Here is a 16187-nt window from a genome sequence, read left to right as displayed (position 1 = left end):
TTTCACGGTGCAAAAAGCAGCAACGGGTGATGTTTTGCACCATTTCAGTGCCCTGCCCCGGTTATTTGCACCAACATAGTGCATTGCGTCGCTAATGGTGCATACTGGCGATGGGCAAAACCCGCGCAAACCGGCGATTTTTTCGCTTTTTAAAAGTTGGCACAGTTTTCGCTTTGTCTTAATAAGAGCCTAGACAGGGCAAAACAGGCCAGTACACAGATTCGTTCCACGACGATGACAACGATAAATCCGGGAGAGTTAAGTATGTCCGCTGAACACGTTTTGACGATGCTGAATGAGCATGAAGTGAAATTCGTAGACCTGCGTTTCACTGACACCAAGGGTAAAGAACAACACGTCACCATCCCTGCTCATCAGGTAAATGCCGACTTCTTCGAAGAAGGTAAAATGTTTGACGGCTCCTCAATCGGTGGTTGGAAGGGCATCAACGAATCTGACATGGTACTGATGCCAGACGCCAGCACGGCGGTTCTGGATCCGTTCTTCGAAGAATCTACCCTGATCATTCGTTGTGACATCCTCGAGCCAGGCACCATGCAAGGCTACGATCGTGACCCACGTTCGATCTCCAAGCGTGCTGAAGACTTCCTGCGCTCTTCCGGCATCGCCGATACCGTGCTGTTTGGGCCAGAACCGGAGTTCTTCCTGTTTGACGACGTGCGCTTTGGCAGCAGCATCCGTGGTTCCCATGTCAGCATTGATGACATCGAAGGCGCCTGGAACACCAGCACCAAATACGAAGGCGGCAACAAAGGCCACCGTCCAGCAGTAAAAGGCGGTTACTTCCCAGTGCCACCGGTCGACTCTTCACAGGACATCCGTTCTACCATGTGTCTGACCATGGAAGAAATGGGCCTGGTGGTTGAAGCTCACCACCACGAAGTGGCAACCGCCGGTCAGAACGAAGTGGCCACCCGCTTCAACACCATGACCAAGAAAGCCGACGAAATCCAAATCTACAAATACGTGGTTCACAACGTGGCTCACGCATTTGGCAAAACCGCGACCTTCATGCCAAAACCGATGTTCGGCGATAACGGCTCAGGTATGCACTGCCACATGTCACTGTCCAAGAACGGCACCAACCTGTTCGCTGGCGACAAGTACGGCGGCCTGTCTGAAATGGCGCTGTTCTACATTGGCGGCATCATCAAGCACGCTAAAGCAATCAACGCCCTGGCCAACCCGACCACCAACTCCTACAAGCGTCTGGTCCCAGGTTACGAAGCGCCGGTTATGCTGGCTTACTCTGCCCGTAACCGCTCCGCGTCTATCCGTATCCCAGTGGTTGCCAGCCCGAAAGCGCGCCGTATCGAAGCTCGCTTCCCGGATCCAGCGGCTAACCCATACCTGTGCTTCGCCGCGCTGCTGATGGCTGGCCTGGACGGCGTGATCAACAAGATCCACCCTGGCGATGCCATGGATAAAAACCTGTATGACCTGCCGCCGGAAGAAGAAGCTGAAATTCCAAAAGTGGCTGGCTCACTGGATGAAGCAATGGCCGCACTGAACGAAGACCGTGAGTTCCTGACCCGCGGTGGCGTATTCACCGACGACGCGATCGATGCCTACATCGAACTGCGTAAAGAAGAGATGGATCGCGTGCGCATGACGCCACACCCAGTTGAGTTCGAACTGTACTACAGCGTTTAAGTCATAGCGTTTAAGCCATACCCGCGCTGTCTACGGATGGCGCATCGCTCGCTATTTATCTAAGCCGTTTTTTTGTTGCCGTGGAAACTTTTAGCCCATCTTCGGATGGGCTTTTTTCTCCACCGTATATTCTGCAAAACTATTTCATACCGTGATGGTTGCGGATGGAGTAGGATGGATGCACTAAAAAGGTGCAGGAGACTGCTGTATGGCAACCGGCAAGCTGCCCGATGCTGGGCAGATCCTCAATTCTCTCATCAATAGCATTTTGCTGTTGGATGACACACTGGCGATCCACTACGCCAACCCGGCGGCACAACAGCTGCTGGCACAGAGTTCTCGTAAACTTTTCGGTACACCTCTGCCCGATTTACTTGGTTATTTTTCGCTGAATATCGATCTGATGCGCGAAAGCCTGTATGCCGGCCAGGGCTTTACCGATAACGAAGTGACCCTGGTGGTCGATAGCCGCGCCCATATCCTCTCCCTGACCGCTCAGGCGCTGCCAGAAGGCTTTATTCTGCTGGAGCTGGCCCCAATGGACAATCAACGTCGCCTCAGCCAGGAGCAGTTACAGCACGCTCAACAGGTTGCGGCGCGAGATCTGGTACGCGGTCTGGCCCACGAAATCAAAAATCCGCTCGGTGGTTTGCGGGGTGCTGCGCAGTTGCTGGCTAAAGCTTTGCCAGACCCCTCGCTGACGGAATACACCAAGGTGATCATCGAACAGGCCGATCGGCTGCGTAATCTGGTAGATCGCCTGCTAGGGCCGCAGCGCCCCGGCCAACATATTACCCAGAGTATCCATCAGGTAGCGGAACGGGTCTTCCAATTGGTGTCGTTGGAGAAACCCGATAACGTCACGCTGGTGCGTGATTACGACCCTAGCCTGCCGGAACTGGCGCACGATCCCGATCAAATCGAGCAGGTGTTGCTCAATATCACCCGCAACGCATTGCAGGCGCTGAGCGAAACCGGTGGCACCATCACGCTGCGCACGCGTACCGCGTTTCAGATCACCCTGCACGGCACCCGCTACCGGCTGGCGGCGCGGATCGATGTTGAGGATGACGGCCCGGGCGTACCGGCCCAGTTGCAAGACACTCTGTTCTACCCGATGGTCAGCGGCCGCGAAGGCGGTACCGGCCTGGGGTTATCCATCGCCCGTAATCTAATCGATCAGCATTGCGGAAAAATTGAATTTAACAGTTGGCCAGGTCACACCGAATTCTCGGTTTTCCTGCCTATTCGCCAGTGAGGTTTGTGCTATGCAACGAGGGATAGTCTGGATCGTCGATGACGATAGCTCCATCCGCTGGGTGCTCGAACGTGCGCTCACCGGAGCCGGGGTGAACAGCGTCACCTTCGACAGCGGCAATGCCGTGTTGGAAGCATTGGCTACACAAACTCCCGACGTGCTGCTATCAGATATCCGCATGCCGGGTATGGATGGCCTGGCACTGCTCAAGCAGATCAAACAGCGTCACCCGATGCTCCCGGTCATCATAATGACGGCGCATTCGGATCTGGACGCGGCGGTTAGTGCCTATCAACAAGGGGCATTCGATTACCTGCCAAAACCCTTTGATATTGATGAGGCCGTTGCTCTGGTAGAGCGTGCCATCAGCCACTATCAAGAGCAGCAGCAACCCGCTCGCAGCCAGCCTGCCAACGATCCCGTCGCCGATATTATTGGTGAGGCCCCGGCAATGCAGGATGTGTTCCGCATTATCGGCCGCCTGTCACGTTCCTCCATCAGCGTGCTGATCAACGGGGAGTCGGGAACTGGGAAAGAGCTGGTCGCCCATGCGTTGCATCGCCACAGCCCACGCGTAAAATCTCCGTTTATCGCCCTGAACATGGCCGCGATCCCCAAAGACCTGATCGAATCTGAACTGTTCGGCCATGAGAAAGGGGCGTTTACCGGCGCCAATCAGATCCGCCAGGGCCGTTTTGAACAGGCCGACGGTGGTACGCTGTTCCTGGATGAAATCGGGGATATGCCGCTGGATGTACAAACCCGCTTGCTGCGCGTATTGGCAGATGGCCAGTTCTATCGCGTGGGTGGCTATGCGCCGGTAAAGGTTGATGTGCGTATCATTGCCGCCACCCACCAGAACCTGGAGTTGCGCGTTCAGGAGGGCAAATTCCGTGAGGATCTGTTCCACCGCCTGAACGTGATCCGCGTACATCTGCCGCCGCTGCGTGAACGCCGTGAGGATATTCCGCGCCTGGCGCGCTATTTCCTTCAAGTGGCCGCAAAAGAGTTGGGTGTGGAGGCGAAGAACCTGCATCCGGAAACCGAAACCGCCCTCACTCGCCTGCCATGGCCGGGTAACGTACGCCAGTTGGAAAACACCTGCCGCTGGCTGACCGTGATGGCCGCCGGGCAAGAAGTGCTGATCCAGGATCTGCCCTCGGAGCTGTTTGAAACCACCGCGCCGCAAGCCAGCAGCCACGGCTTGCCGGACAGTTGGGCCACGCTGTTGGCACAGTGGGCCGACCGCGCGTTACGTTCCGGTCATCAAAACCTGTTGTCCGAAGCTCAGCCGGAAATGGAGCGCACTTTGCTCACCACCGCGCTACGGCATACACAGGGGCACAAGCAGGAAGCTGCCCGCCTGCTGGGATGGGGCCGGAATACCTTAACGCGTAAGCTGAAAGAATTAGGGATGGAGTAAGAGAGAGGGCGCTAGATGATTAAAAATACAATCTGGCGCACAAAAAACCAGCACTCGAAGGCTTTTACAGGGTATGCGACAGCAGTATGATCGAAACGCAAACTCAGGAGGCTTTTGATGCTGGATACACTCATCGTCTTTCTTACCCAAGGCGCAGACGTCAGTTCTGCCGTCAGCCATTCACCACAGGCGGCCGTTGCCACTGTGTTGTGCGCCGCACTGATTAACTTCTTTAGTTAAAACCACAGTCGCTCATCACGGCCGTGGTTCTGTGCGTCAGATAACCCGGGAGAACTGTTGGGCGCGGGCCTGTTTGCGCAGGTAGATATCGAAGCACATGCAGATATTACGGATCAGCAAGCGCCCACGAGGCGTGACGCGAATGCCGTGCTCATCGCGCTCCACCAGCCCGTCACGTTCGAAAGGTGCCAACAATTCCAGATCGGCGGCAAAGTAATCCGCAAAAGCAATGCCATATTGCTGCTCAATCGGTTGATAAGCCAGCTGGAAATTACAGATCAGCGTCTTGATCACGTCACGGCGCAGGCAGTCATCTTCCGTCATCGCCAGGCCACGCCACAGGGCATTCCCCTGCTCTTCCACGTTAGCATAATACACCTTCAGCTCTTTCTGGTTCTGCGCGTAGCTGTCACCCAGCATGCTGATGGCGGAAACCCCCAGGCCCAGCAGATCGCTGTCACCTTGGGTGGTGTAACCCTGGAAATTGCGGTGCAGCTTGCCTTCGCGCTGAGCAATGGCCAGTTCATCGTTCGGCCGGGCAAAATGGTCCATACCGATAAACTGATAGCCCGACTCCGTCAGCGAAGCGATGGTTTGCTGCAGGATATCGAGTTTCTGCTGGGCGCTCGGTAGGTCGGCGTCCTTGATTTTACGTTGGGCAGCAAACAGGTTCGGCATATGGGCGTAGTTAAATACGCTCAGGCGATCCGGATTCAGCTCCGCTACCCGTTGCAGGGTGAAGGCAAAACTCTCTGGCGTCTGCTTCGGCAGGCCGTAAATCAGATCGATATTGGTCGAGTTGAAGCCTAGCGCTTTAGCCCGGGCGATCAGGGCAAAAATGAACTCTTCATCCTGCTCGCGGTTAACCAGACGCTGCACTTCTTTATTGAAGTCCTGCACCCCCATGCTGAGGCGGTTAAAGCCTTCTGCACGCAGGTGATCCAGCACGTCCAGCTCGATTTCCCGCGGGTCAACTTCAATCGACATCTCCATTTCTGGCTGGAAATCAAAGTGCTGGCGTAGCATGGCGACCAGGCGGCTGATTTGCTGCTTATCCAGATAGGTTGGCGTACCGCCGCCCCAATGCAGTTGGCTGACCTTGCGGCCGGCAAACAGGGGAGCACGGGCGATGATTTCCCGCTCCAGCACGGCCAGGTATTCATCGGCCTTGTGAGTCTGGCGTGTGACCAACTTATTGCAGCCGCAGAAATAGCAAAGCTTATGGCAGAAGGGAATATGGACATATAACGACAGCGGGCGCTCAGGGTAGCGCGTAGCCGCGCGTTGGAACGCAGCTTCGTCGTAGCCCTGGTTAAACTCCAGCGCCGTGGGGTATGAAGTATAACGCGGGCCTGAATAGTTATATTTTTGGATCAGGGCCAAATCCCAGACAATGGTCTGTTCTGACATGCTTGCTCACTCCTTCCGATATTTTTTCCTACCGGGCCGGGAAATGGGCAGTTGTCTACGCTGTCTGGCCGCGGAAGCGCTGCGAAAACGCGTTTTGCGCTTCGACAGCCGCCACAGTTTACCGAATAACCACAGTAGATAACACGTCAACAGTAGGGCTATTGCCGGGATCAGCCACATAACCGCTTAAAATACGTCTTTCGGGTTACCGCCTTTCAGCAGTTTCAGAATATCTTCCTGCTTCTCTTCCTGCTCTTCGTCGTCTTCATCACCCAGTTCGATGCCCAGCTGTTCCATCAGCGCATCAATACGATCCAGGGTTTGATCGACGTAAGCCTGATCTTCCGCACTCAGCGTGGCGCCTTCATCCAGGCGATCCAGCAAGGCATCCAGACGTTCATCGTTTTCCAGCTTGGTCAGTTCTTCTTCTGGCGTGAGGCGCGGTTTTTCTGCCTTCGGTTTTGGCTGCGGCTTGGTCGCCTTCACTTTAGCGTCAACCACCAGCGCAACCGGCACTTTACTGCCGAGACGAGGATCTTTGGGTTGCGCGCCAGTTTTATTTTTCTGGTTGGCTGACTCAACCTGGGTACGCGAACCGGAAGCCAGGCCACGGCGCTTTTTCAGACGCTTGCGCTCGCGCGCTTCCTGATCGAGCTCCACACGACTTTTCTTTTTACTTTTTGACGTCGCCGCGCTGCTGCGTGGGCCGCGAGGTGCTTTTGATGGCTGGTTCATGGCTTTTACTCTTAGGTATGTAGATCCAGTATAGAATTGCTATACGGTTGCGGCGGAATCTAGCAGAAAGCAGACAAAGAAAAAAGGCGGCAGGTTAAAACCTGCCGCCTATTTCGCACCTTCACTCGAAGGATATTCCTGCTCCGCGCTCCATGCGCACACTCAACATCCCGGTCTTTCCATCTGCGATAACCGCGCTCCCTGCTACTACGTCTTTCATCCTGAAAGAAAAAATCATCCGTGCTGCGATCCTTTCGCTTCCACTCTTCCTGAGTGCGCTTCCCGCGTGCGTCCCAATTGCAGTCACTTCTTCATCCGTGTACTATTCGTGCGCTCCGGCACCAATAGTTTCAATTCCATCTGCCATCATCCTGGTACTCATTACACTGCCTGTGCATTCCCTGAGATTTTTCACCCTTCCTGGATGTTCCTGTTTCCTTGGCCTCCTGCCTTGCAACCTACTTTACGCTTTTATGAGATGTGCTCAAGATACCTACAGGCGGATTACGGCAATCTTTTACTTATCGAAATTACAACGCACTGTTTTATAACAAATAAAATATTTACCGCTTTCGAATAAAGCGACATTACCCCCAATTCGAATGGTCAATGTCTCACACGGCAGGCGACCTTTTGCCACAAGGACTCTGTGGTTAAAACGCTTAAAAACCGAGAAACACACCCTTTTAGCGCTGATGCAGTTATAATCGCCCACCAGATAGCCATCCTCACGGAGACGAAAAATTTTGACCAGCAAGAACTACAATTACCATGTGACCCATTTCGTCACCAGTGCGCCCGATATTCGCCACCTGCCGGGGGATGAAGGTATTGAAGTTGCGTTCGCCGGCCGCTCCAACGCCGGTAAGTCCAGCGCACTGAATACCCTGACCAATCAGAAAGGCCTGGCGCGTACCAGTAAAACGCCGGGGCGTACCCAGCTGATTAACCTGTTCGAGGTCGAAGAAGGCATTCGCCTGGTCGACCTGCCAGGCTATGGCTATGCCGAAGTGCCGGAAGAGATGAAGAAGAAATGGCAGCGGGCGCTGGGTGAATACCTGCAAATGCGTAACTGCCTGAAAGGTCTGGTGGTGCTGATGGATATCCGTCATCCGCTCAAAGACCTGGACCAACAGATGATCCAGTGGGCCGTCGACGTAGGCACGCCAGTGCTGGTCCTGCTGACCAAAGCCGATAAGCTGGCCTCTGGGGCCCGCAAGGCGCAACTCAATATGGTGCGCGAGGCCGTGCTGCCATTTATGGGTGACATTCAGGTGGAAGCCTTCTCGTCACCGAAAAAGATCGGCGTCGATAAGCTTAGCCAGAAGTTGAATACCTGGTTTAACGAAATCCCACCGGAAGTGCTGCCGGAAGACGATATCGGCGGGGAATGATAACCGCTGCGGGTATTTCGTAGGGGTGCCGCATGCCGCGCCCAATGAGCCGATGCTGAGACATCGGCTTTTTTACGCCCATTATCACCCCGCACGAGACCACATTTCGTTATCTAATTACAATTTTGACTAAAAACCATCACAAAAACTTATGGCAGATGTTGCTCTGTCAGGAGATAAATGCAGATAAATCAGCCAAGGGAACGGCGGGAGAAGATCTGGCGGGGATAACTAAAATCGATGGTTTTACGTTGTTTTTACAATAAAAAACGCCCCAGTCAATACTGACTGGGGCGGCTAAATATTCAGCCAAATCCGATTACGTGAAGTAAAAGGTCTGAAAGATAGAACATCTTACCTCTGTACCCTACGCCTGTAACTCTACATCATTTTTTCACGCTGCAAAAGAATTTTTTGTAGTTTACTTACACGATCCGGGCACTAACAACGCCAATTTAGTCGAAACAATCACCGAAGGATGTTGCTCAGTTACCAAAAATGCTTAGGTTTTCGCCAGTTAGCGAAAACTGGCCATAACATATCACCCAGGGTAATCAGTGAGCCTCATCCCAGTTTTTACCTACGCCGATATCCACCCGCAGCGGAACAGCCAACTGCATGCTGTTTTCCATTAACTCATGAATGCGCAGGCTGGCCTCTTCGATGGCAGACTCGTGGATTTCAAACACCAGTTCATCGTGTACCTGCATGATCATGCGCACCAGCGGCTTCTCAGGCCCTTGCAGCCAGGCATCCACCTCAATCATCGCACGTTTGATGATATCCGCAGCAGTGCCCTGCATAGGGGCGTTAATCGCCGCTCTCTCGGCTGCCTTGCGACGCATACCGTTGCTGGAGCGAACGTCCGGCAGATACAACCGGCGGCCATCCAGCGTGCTGACATAGCCCTGCTCGGCAGCCTGCTGACGGGTGCGTTCCATATACTCCAGCACGCCAGGGTAGCGCTCGAAGTACAGATCCATATAGCGCTGCGCTTCGCCGCGCGGGATCCCCAGCTGGCGAGCCAAACCAAATGCGCTCATGCCGTAGATCAGGCCAAAGTTAATCGCCTTGGCACTGCGGCGCTGTTCGTTGGTGACCTTATCCAACGCCAGACCAAAGACTTCTGCCGCCGTTGCCCGGTGTATGTCCTTACCTTCAGCAAACGCCTTAAGCAAGCCTTCGTCCTGCGATAAATGAGCCATGATGCGCAGTTCAATCTGCGAATAGTCCGCCGCGACAATACGGTAGCCCTCAGGCGCAATAAATGCCTGACGGATACGGCGCCCCTCATCGTTACGTACCGGGATGTTTTGCAGGTTTGGATCGCTGGATGACAGGCGGCCGGTGGCGGTGACGGCCTGGTGATAAGAAGTATGCACCCGCCCGCTAACCGGGTTGATCATCAACGGTAGTTTGTCGGTATAGGTGCTTTTCAGCTTCGCCAGGCCACGGTATTCCAGGATCACTTTCGGCAGCGGATAATCCAGCGCCAACTCGGCCAGCACTTCCTCATTGGTAGAAGGAGCACCACCAGGGGTTTTTTTCAGCACTGGCAGCTTTTGCTTTTCATACAAAATGGCCTGCAACTGCTTGGTAGAAGCCAGATTGAACGGCTCCTCTGCCAGTTCATGGGCCTGTACTTCAAGCTCGCCAAGGCGCTTGGTCAGCTCAATGGAGTGAGCCGCGAGGATGTTAGGATCGATCAGCACCCCGGTGCGTTCGATATGGGAAAGCACCGGTAACAGCGGCATTTCAATCTCATTGAATACCGTCAGCAGGCCTTCACTCTCTTTCAACTGCGGCCACATCGCCAAATGCAGTTGTAGCGTAACGTCGGCATCTTCTGCCGCATAAGGGCCCGCCTCTTCAAGGGCAATCTGGTTGAAGGTTAGCTGTTTTTTGCCTTTGCCCGCGATCTCTTCGAAGGTAATGGTTTTATGGCCCAGGTAGCGATCCGCCAGGCTATCCATATCGTGACGGCCACTGACGCTGTCGAGTACATAGGACTCCAGCATGGTGTCGTAGGCGATACCGCGTAGATCGATGTCATAGCGCGCCAGCAGGCTCTTATCAAACTTCAGGTTCTGCCCCACCTTCAATGCCTTCTCGTCTTCCAGCAGCGGCTTCAGGGTGGCCAGCACGTGGTTACGATCCAGCTGTGGGGGAGCATCCAGATAATCGTGTGCAACCGGCAGGTAAGCCGCCACGCCTGGCTCAATGGCAAAGGATAGGCCGATCAGGTTGGCCGTCAGGGTATCCAGGCCGTCTGTTTCGGTATCGAAGGCGAAAACCTCGGCCTGTTTCAGGCGCTGCATCCAATCGGCGAAGGTTTCCTCATCCAGAATGGTGACATAGCCTTCCTGCGACAGGGTAGGCTCTGCAGCAGCTCTTGGTAGTTCTGCCGTTGCGGCTGGCTTGGCCGCCGAGCTGGCCTTACGGCCTGACCCTTTGTTTTCTAACCAGGTGCCTGCTTCAACATCGGCCATCCAACGTTTGAACTCATAGCGCTTAAACAGTGCCTGCAGTTGATCGACATCCGGTGGGCTCACTTCCAGCTCACTGCATTTCAGATCCAGTTCAACATCGGTTTTGATCGTCGCCAGTTTGTAAGAGAGGTAGGCCACCTCTTTGTTCTGCTCCAGCTTGGCCGCCATGGTCTTGGCACCGCGGAAGCTCAGCGTGGCAATGCTATCCAGATTGGCATAGAGCTGATCCAGTCCCCCTAACCCTTGCAGCAGCGCCTGGGCCGTTTTCTCACCGACCCCAGGTACGCCAGGGATGTTATCTGATGAATCCCCCATCAGCGCCAGGAAATCGATGATCAGTTCAGGAGGAATACCATATTTATCACAGACTTCCTGCGGGCCGAGGATAGTGTTGTTCATGGTATTGATCAGGGTGACATTCGGCGTCACCAACTGAGCCATGTCTTTGTCGCCGGTACTGATCAACACGGCATGACCCGCTTTCTCAGCCTCTAGCGCCAGGGTGCCGATCACGTCATCAGCCTCTACACCAGGTGTGACCAGCAGCGGTAACCCCATGGCTTTAACCATCTGATGCAGCGGTTCGATCTGCGCTCGCAAATCGTCCGGCATCGGTGGCCGATGTGATTTATATTCAGCAAACAGCTCGTCACGGAAGGTCTTCCCTTTGGCATCAAACACCACCGCCACATGGCTGGGGGTATACTGCAACAACAGGCTGCGCAGCATGTTCAGCACACCGTACATCGCTCCCGTCGGCTCACCGACCGAGTTTGTCAGCGGTGGGAAGGCGTGGTAGGCGCGGTAAAGGTAAGAGGAACCATCCACCAGGATTAATGGGTTTTCTGCAATCTGGGCCATAACGTTTCTTTTTCGTGAAAAGGACTGGGGTAAGCATGCCATAGCTAGCCGCTGGTGACGAACCTTAGCGTGCAATATGGCCAAATTAGATGAGATCCTGTGAAGCGATCCGCAAGATCCTGCCTGTGGATAACTTTGTGCATAGTTTAGCAACTGAATTATAACGAAGATAATATCGTTATAATGGAAAATAAAATTCCTAGACAAATCACACTGTTGAAAGAGGGAATTGGCGGTTTTGCTATTTATCGTGTTTTAGTTAATTTGTGGATATAACTGGGGCCGGAGTTTAATCGCACGTTTAATCAATTTAGGCACCTCAATGACCATAGCACAAGATTGAAAACCTGCACGTCAACGGTAAACAACTGGCAATTTCAACCTGGCTAAAATCGCTTACTTTTAGCCGCGTATTCTTGGCCTGGATTCTGTTAAAATATTTTTTTGTTGGTACGTACTGACGTATCTAACGATGTTTCCTTCAACCGTCAGCACTAAACCCATGCCAAAATTGCTAGCCCCTGTTATTTTTATCTTTTCTGCGCTGCTTGCCATTGGCGTAACGATGCTGTGCTCCATCCCGATTGTTCTGGCCGGCATCGCTAAAATTTTGATCCCCATCCCCGGCGTTTGGCGATACATTTCAGCCTTTGCTGATCTGATGATGTGGTGCTGGTGCCAATGCCTGGCGGTGTTGTTACGAATTAACCCCCGGTTACAGTGGGATATTCAAGGGCTACACGGGCTGGAAAAAAAGAATTGGTATCTGCTGATCAGCAACCATGAAAGCTGGTCGGACATTGTGGTGTTGTGTGTGCTATTCCGCCACCATATACCTATGAATAAGTACTTCCTGAAGCAGCAATTGGCATGGATCCCCTTCGTCGGCCTGGCCTGCTGGGCGCTGGATATGCCCTTTATGAAGCGTTACTCCCGGGCCTATCTGCACAAACATCCGGAAAAACGCGGCAAGGATATCGAAACCACTCGGCGTTCCTGCGACAAGTTTCGCCTGCGCCCGACCACCATCGTCAATTTCGTTGAGGGATCTCGTTTCACCGAGGCCAAGAAAATTAAAACACACTCCCCATACCGCAATTTGCTCGCCCCGAAAGCTGCCGGGATCGCCTTTACGCTTAGCGCGCTTGGTCAGCAATTTGATAAGATCCTGAATGTCACCTTGTGCTATCCGGATAACCGTGAGCATCCCTTTATGGATATGTTGTGTGGCCGTTTGCAACGGGTTGTCGTCAGGATTGAATGCCTGCCGATTGATGAGTCGCTGCACGGGGATTACTTCAATGACAAACTGTTTAAACGTAAATTCCAGATTTGGCTGAATACGCTGTGGCAGGAAAAAGATGGTTTGCTTGACAGGCTCAAGCGTTAATAAGTTAAAAAAAACGCCGGGTTAACCGGCGTTGATTTATTGCTGCGGGTTACTTTTGTTCGGTCAGGAACTTAACGACATCAGCAAATTGCTTGACGTAAACGTCCATGCTGCTGGTATCCAGGCCATCATTTTTCACCATGTATTTGCCATTAACAAATACCGCTGGCACGCCACGCAGTTGCAAATCTTCTGCCGCTTTCTCTTGCTGAGCCACCAGAGATTTCACCACGAAGCTGTTTAAAGCCGCGTCATAGTCTTCACCTGCTATGCCCGCATTGACGAATACCTTGCGGATATCGTCAGGCGTTTGCACGGTTTGAGTTTTCTGAATAGCTTCAAACATTGGCTGAGTAATTTTGTCTTCTACACCCAGAGCCATGGCAACTGCCCAGGCTTGAGTTAATTGCTTACCCAATGGACCCAGGAATTCCACATGGTATTTGGTCATCTTGGTGCCTTCAGGCAGTGCTTTTTTGACCGCATCAGAGATATGGTAAGTCTCTTCAAACTGGTAGCAGTGCGGGCAGTAGAAAGAGAAGAACTCCAGCACCTGTGGTTCGCCAGTTACCGGCTTATCCAAAGTGATGTATTGCGTACCGTCACTGAATTGCGCAGCGGAGGCACTGAATGCCATCACCATACCAACGAGTGCCAACCAAATTTTTTTCATAACACTAAACTCTCCATTATGTTAATGCTTCAATACATTGGCATGAGCTGCAGAGGAGGTTCCTGCAACAGCTTAACCTGTTCAGTAAATGCCGCAGTCTGAGATAACCAGAAATCAGACTCCGCCATCCACGGGAAACTTTTTGGAAACGCGGGATCCTGCCAACGGCGCGCTACCCATGCCAGGTAATACACCATGCGCATAGCCCGCAAGGGTTCGATCAACGCCAACTCGCGCTGATCAAATTCGGCAAATTCGCCATAGGCCTCCAGCAGGATATCCAGCTGCATCAGCCGATCGCGACGTTCACCGTGTAACAACATCCACAAATCCTGTATTGCCGGCCCGTTGCGTGCATCGTCAAGATCGACGAACAGCGGACCATCGCGCCACAAGATATTGCCTGGGTGGCAATCGCCGTGCAAACGCAGCGGTTGCCAATCTAGCTGCCAGTGCGGTTTGATAGCGTCAATCAGCGTATCCGTAGCCCGCAGGAAAGTCTCGCGCTGGGCCTTGGGAACTAAATCACAGTTGGCCAATACCTGCCGTGGCTCCGTGAGATACTCTTCAATGCCAATGGTCGGCCGCTCGGTAAACAGGCTTTCGCTACCCACCTGGTGGATACGGCCAAGAAAACGCCCGACCCACTCCAGCTGTTCCAGATTATCGATCTCATACTGTCGGCCACCGACGCTCGGAAATACGGTAAAGAAAAAGCCTGCATGGGTGTGCAGCGTATTTCCCTGTAATATCAGTGGTGCGACAGCCGGGATTTCGTTGTGCGACAAATCCAGCGCGAACCTATGCTCTTCATCGATTTGCTCTGCACTCCAGCGTTCTGGGCGATAAAATTTCACCACGTAACGCCGACGATCTTCATCCATAAACTGGTAAACGCGGTTTTCATAGCTGTTGAGCGCCGTCAGCCCAGAATCAACACGCAAACCTATCCCTTCCAACGCATCCATAATCAGATCGGGAGAAAGGGTTTCAAAATTAAATGCAGAGTTGTTCATAACAACCGTTCAGTTCGCCAGATGACAACAACGTGCCAAGAATAAGAAAGAGTAGCACTAATCATCGCCACTGATGACCGCACCGCATGAAGGCTAATCTTTTATCACGCCACGGGCGCGCAGCAACGCCGTTTTAAAGTCGTCTTCGTAGTCTTTCTTCAAGCCAGGGATCTGTTCTGTGCCCGCACTGCCGCGCATTTTCAGGTGATAGATCAAGATGTCATCGCTCAGATCGCCTAACTCACCCTGAAAACCCGCTTCCTGCGCCAGCTTTTGCAAAAACTGAATCAGGTTGAGATCGGGATCCTGCTGCCAGGCCGGGTGCAAAAGCTCAATCAGTTCGTTTACGCGATGCGTTTTCATATCAAAATATCATCCAGTGAAGTGATAAACCCACAAAGTAGCAGGCTTGACTACGTAGTGAAAGAACCAGCGTGTCAATAAAGGTAAATCATGATGTCTGAACAGGTTTAGCGCTACAATCAGGGCATTGGAGAGGGGCAGGATGATGACTATGCATGCAAATATAACCGGCGTTATTCTGGCCGGTGGGCGCTCTACCCGTATGGGAGGGAAAGATAAAGGATTGGTTCAAGTGGGGGATAAAACCCTGTACCAGCACGTACTGGGCCGATTAACACCGCAAGTGAGTCAGGTGATCATCAGTGCCAATCGCAATCAGCAATGTTATCAGCAAAGCGGCTTAGAGGTCGTCGGCGATCTGACGGCAGATTACCCTGGCCCTTTAGCCGGTATATTGACAGGCCTCACTTATGCCCGCACACCATGGATTGTCTGCGCCCCCTGCGACGTCCCCGACTTCCCTCTCAACCTGGTAGAACAGCTTTGGTTGCATAAGGGCAATGCCCTGGCCGCCTACGCTTGCGATGGTGAGCGTGAGCATCCTACCTTCGCTTTACTGCATACCAGTCTGGCAGAGGAACTCACCCGTTATCTAGCCCGAGGGGAACGCAAATTGATGCTGTTCATGGCGGCTATTGGTGCACAACAAGTGGTGTTCAGTGGGCAGCAAGACGCCTTCCATAATTTGAATACCCCGGAAGATTGCCAACAGTGGCAGCAGGAAAAGGGGAGTGAACAATGACGGGTTTAATGCCCCCCTTGCTGGCTATCGCCGCCTATAGCGGTACAGGTAAAACCACGCTGCTTAAGCAATTGATCCCGCTATTAAAACAGCAGCAGGTGCGCGTTGGTCTGATCAAACATACTCATCATGATATGGATGTAGATACGCCAGGCAAGGACAGCTATGAACTGCGCAAGGCCGGTGCAGACCAAACGTTGGTTGCCAGCGATCGGCGCTGGGCATTAATGACTGAAACACCGAATCAGCAACCTTTAGATCTCCAGTATCTGGCCAGCCGGTTCGATCGCAGCAAGGTAGATTTGATCCTGGTAGAAGGGTTCAAGCATGAGCAGATCAGCAAAATTGTTCTTTATCGTGAGGAGGTCGGTAAACCGCTTGCAGACATGTTGGATCAGCACGTCATTGCCGTGGCCAGCGACAAGAAGATTGAAGGCATTGCGCCTTTGTTAGATATCAATCAGCCTGAAACGATCGCTGGGTTTATCGTTCAGTGGCTGAAGCAGACAAAGGTATAGT

At 53.0% G+C, this 16187-nt stretch carries 14 protein-coding genes; 8 read left to right on the top strand and 6 right to left on the bottom strand.

Annotated elements, in window-relative coordinates; genetic code table 11:
- Nucleotides 1–264: 264 nt before the first annotated feature.
- The 4 genes from glnA to ACKWMY_RS26035 all read left to right on the top strand — a co-directional run bounded on the left by glnA (nt 265) and on the right by ACKWMY_RS26035 (nt 4595).
- The gene (glnA, locus tag ACKWMY_RS26050) at nt 265–1674 is read left to right on the top strand and encodes a glutamate--ammonia ligase (RefSeq protein WP_024527823.1); all 1410 of its coding nucleotides are present in this window, start codon (nt 265–267) and stop codon (nt 1672–1674) included.
- 208 nt (nt 1675–1882) lie between these two features.
- Nucleotides 1883–2932 carry a nitrogen regulation protein NR(II) gene (glnL, locus tag ACKWMY_RS26045; protein ID WP_024527822.1) on the top strand — a complete coding sequence of 350 codons (1050 nt, stop codon included), beginning with the start codon at nt 1883–1885 and terminating at the stop codon, nt 2930–2932.
- A 10-nt stretch (nt 2933–2942) separates the two neighbouring features.
- Complete coding sequence (gene glnG, locus ACKWMY_RS26040; protein WP_409487356.1) at nt 2943–4355, top strand: nitrogen regulation protein NR(I); 1413 nt, start codon at nt 2943–2945, stop codon at nt 4353–4355.
- Between the two features lie 117 nt (nt 4356–4472).
- The gene (locus ACKWMY_RS26035) at nt 4473–4595 is read left to right on the top strand and encodes a YshB family small membrane protein (RefSeq protein WP_143182229.1); all 123 of its coding nucleotides are present in this window, start codon (nt 4473–4475) and stop codon (nt 4593–4595) included.
- Nucleotides 4596–4631: 36 nt separating this feature from the next.
- Here the strand turns inward: ACKWMY_RS26035 and hemN are convergent, their stop codons facing one another.
- Together hemN and yihI are read right to left on the bottom strand one after the other, a co-directional pair.
- On the bottom strand, nt 4632–6005 hold the full coding sequence (hemN, locus tag ACKWMY_RS26030; RefSeq protein ID WP_024527820.1) for an oxygen-independent coproporphyrinogen III oxidase: 1374 nt from the start codon (nt 6003–6005) through the stop codon (nt 4632–4634).
- Between the two features lie 186 nt (nt 6006–6191).
- Entirely contained in the window at nt 6192–6740 is a 549-nt protein-coding gene (gene yihI / locus ACKWMY_RS26025; RefSeq protein ID WP_024527819.1) for a Der GTPase-activating protein YihI, read from the bottom strand.
- A 746-nt stretch (nt 6741–7486) separates the two neighbouring features.
- Between yihI and yihA the strand changes: the two genes are divergently transcribed.
- Nucleotides 7487–8134 carry a ribosome biogenesis GTP-binding protein YihA/YsxC gene (gene yihA / locus ACKWMY_RS26020; protein ID WP_024482967.1) on the top strand — a complete coding sequence of 216 codons (648 nt, stop codon included), beginning with the start codon at nt 7487–7489 and terminating at the stop codon, nt 8132–8134.
- A 554-nt stretch (nt 8135–8688) separates the two neighbouring features.
- On the opposite strand, the gene polA is transcribed toward yihA, so the two are convergent.
- Complete coding sequence (gene polA, locus ACKWMY_RS26015) at nt 8689–11484, bottom strand: DNA polymerase I (RefSeq protein WP_024527818.1); 2796 nt, start codon at nt 11482–11484, stop codon at nt 8689–8691.
- A gap of 502 nt (nt 11485–11986) precedes the next feature.
- Between polA and ACKWMY_RS26010 the strand changes: the two genes are divergently transcribed.
- Nucleotides 11987–12874, top strand: a complete 888-nt coding sequence (locus ACKWMY_RS26010) for an acyltransferase (protein ID WP_409487355.1) — start codon at nt 11987–11989, stop codon at nt 12872–12874.
- A gap of 49 nt (nt 12875–12923) precedes the next feature.
- On the opposite strand, the gene dsbA is transcribed toward ACKWMY_RS26010, so the two are convergent.
- The 3 genes from dsbA to ACKWMY_RS25995 form a co-directional block, all read right to left on the bottom strand.
- Nucleotides 12924–13547, bottom strand: coding sequence for a thiol:disulfide interchange protein DsbA (gene dsbA / locus ACKWMY_RS26005; protein WP_024527816.1), 624 nt, complete (start codon nt 13545–13547; stop codon nt 12924–12926).
- A gap of 29 nt (nt 13548–13576) precedes the next feature.
- A complete protein-coding gene (locus ACKWMY_RS26000; RefSeq protein ID WP_074029783.1) occupies nt 13577–14563 on the bottom strand; it encodes a serine/threonine protein kinase in 987 nt (328 codons plus the stop codon).
- A 93-nt stretch (nt 14564–14656) separates the two neighbouring features.
- Nucleotides 14657–14926 carry a YihD family protein gene (locus ACKWMY_RS25995; RefSeq protein WP_024527814.1) on the bottom strand — a complete coding sequence of 90 codons (270 nt, stop codon included), beginning with the start codon at nt 14924–14926 and terminating at the stop codon, nt 14657–14659.
- 151 nt (nt 14927–15077) lie between these two features.
- Between ACKWMY_RS25995 and mobA the strand changes: the two genes are divergently transcribed.
- Both mobA and mobB read left to right on the top strand, forming a co-directional pair.
- A complete protein-coding gene (gene mobA / locus ACKWMY_RS25990; RefSeq protein ID WP_409487354.1) occupies nt 15078–15668 on the top strand; it encodes a molybdenum cofactor guanylyltransferase MobA in 591 nt (196 codons plus the stop codon).
- Complete coding sequence (gene mobB / locus ACKWMY_RS25985; RefSeq protein ID WP_409487353.1) at nt 15665–16186, top strand: molybdopterin-guanine dinucleotide biosynthesis protein MobB; 522 nt, start codon at nt 15665–15667, stop codon at nt 16184–16186. The genes mobA and mobB overlap by 4 nt, the downstream gene beginning before the upstream one ends.
- The last annotated feature ends 1 nt before the right edge of the window (nt 16187 follow it).

Origin of the sequence: Serratia sp. J2 (assembly GCF_046269175.1) — a bacterium.
Classification (GTDB): Bacteria; Pseudomonadota; Gammaproteobacteria; order Enterobacterales; family Enterobacteriaceae; genus Chania; species Chania fonticola_C.
Note: the sequence above shows the minus strand (reverse complement) of the source record. Positions and strands in the feature narration are given on the sequence as shown.

Coding starts and splice junctions, on each gene's coding strand:
- mobB (WP_409487353.1), top strand. CDS start 15,665: ATGACGGGTTTAATGCCCCCCTTGCTGGCTATCGCCGCCTATAGCGGT.
- ACKWMY_RS25995 (WP_024527814.1), bottom strand. CDS start 14,926: ATGAAAACGCATCGCGTAAACGAACTGATTGAGCTTTTGCACCCGGCC.
- glnG (WP_409487356.1), top strand. CDS start 2,943: ATGCAACGAGGGATAGTCTGGATCGTCGATGACGATAGCTCCATCCGC.
- glnL (WP_024527822.1), top strand. CDS start 1,883: ATGGCAACCGGCAAGCTGCCCGATGCTGGGCAGATCCTCAATTCTCTC.
- yihI (WP_024527819.1), bottom strand. CDS start 6,740: ATGAACCAGCCATCAAAAGCACCTCGCGGCCCACGCAGCAGCGCGGCG.
- ACKWMY_RS26035 (WP_143182229.1), top strand. CDS start 4,473: ATGCTGGATACACTCATCGTCTTTCTTACCCAAGGCGCAGACGTCAGT.
- polA (WP_024527818.1), bottom strand. CDS start 11,484: ATGGCCCAGATTGCAGAAAACCCATTAATCCTGGTGGATGGTTCCTCT.
- dsbA (WP_024527816.1), bottom strand. CDS start 13,547: ATGAAAAAAATTTGGTTGGCACTCGTTGGTATGGTGATGGCATTCAGT.
- mobA (WP_409487354.1), top strand. CDS start 15,078: ATGCATGCAAATATAACCGGCGTTATTCTGGCCGGTGGGCGCTCTACC.
- glnA (WP_024527823.1), top strand. CDS start 265: ATGTCCGCTGAACACGTTTTGACGATGCTGAATGAGCATGAAGTGAAA.
- ACKWMY_RS26010 (WP_409487355.1), top strand. CDS start 11,987: ATGCCAAAATTGCTAGCCCCTGTTATTTTTATCTTTTCTGCGCTGCTT.
- ACKWMY_RS26000 (WP_074029783.1), bottom strand. CDS start 14,563: ATGAACAACTCTGCATTTAATTTTGAAACCCTTTCTCCCGATCTGATT.
- hemN (WP_024527820.1), bottom strand. CDS start 6,005: ATGTCAGAACAGACCATTGTCTGGGATTTGGCCCTGATCCAAAAATAT.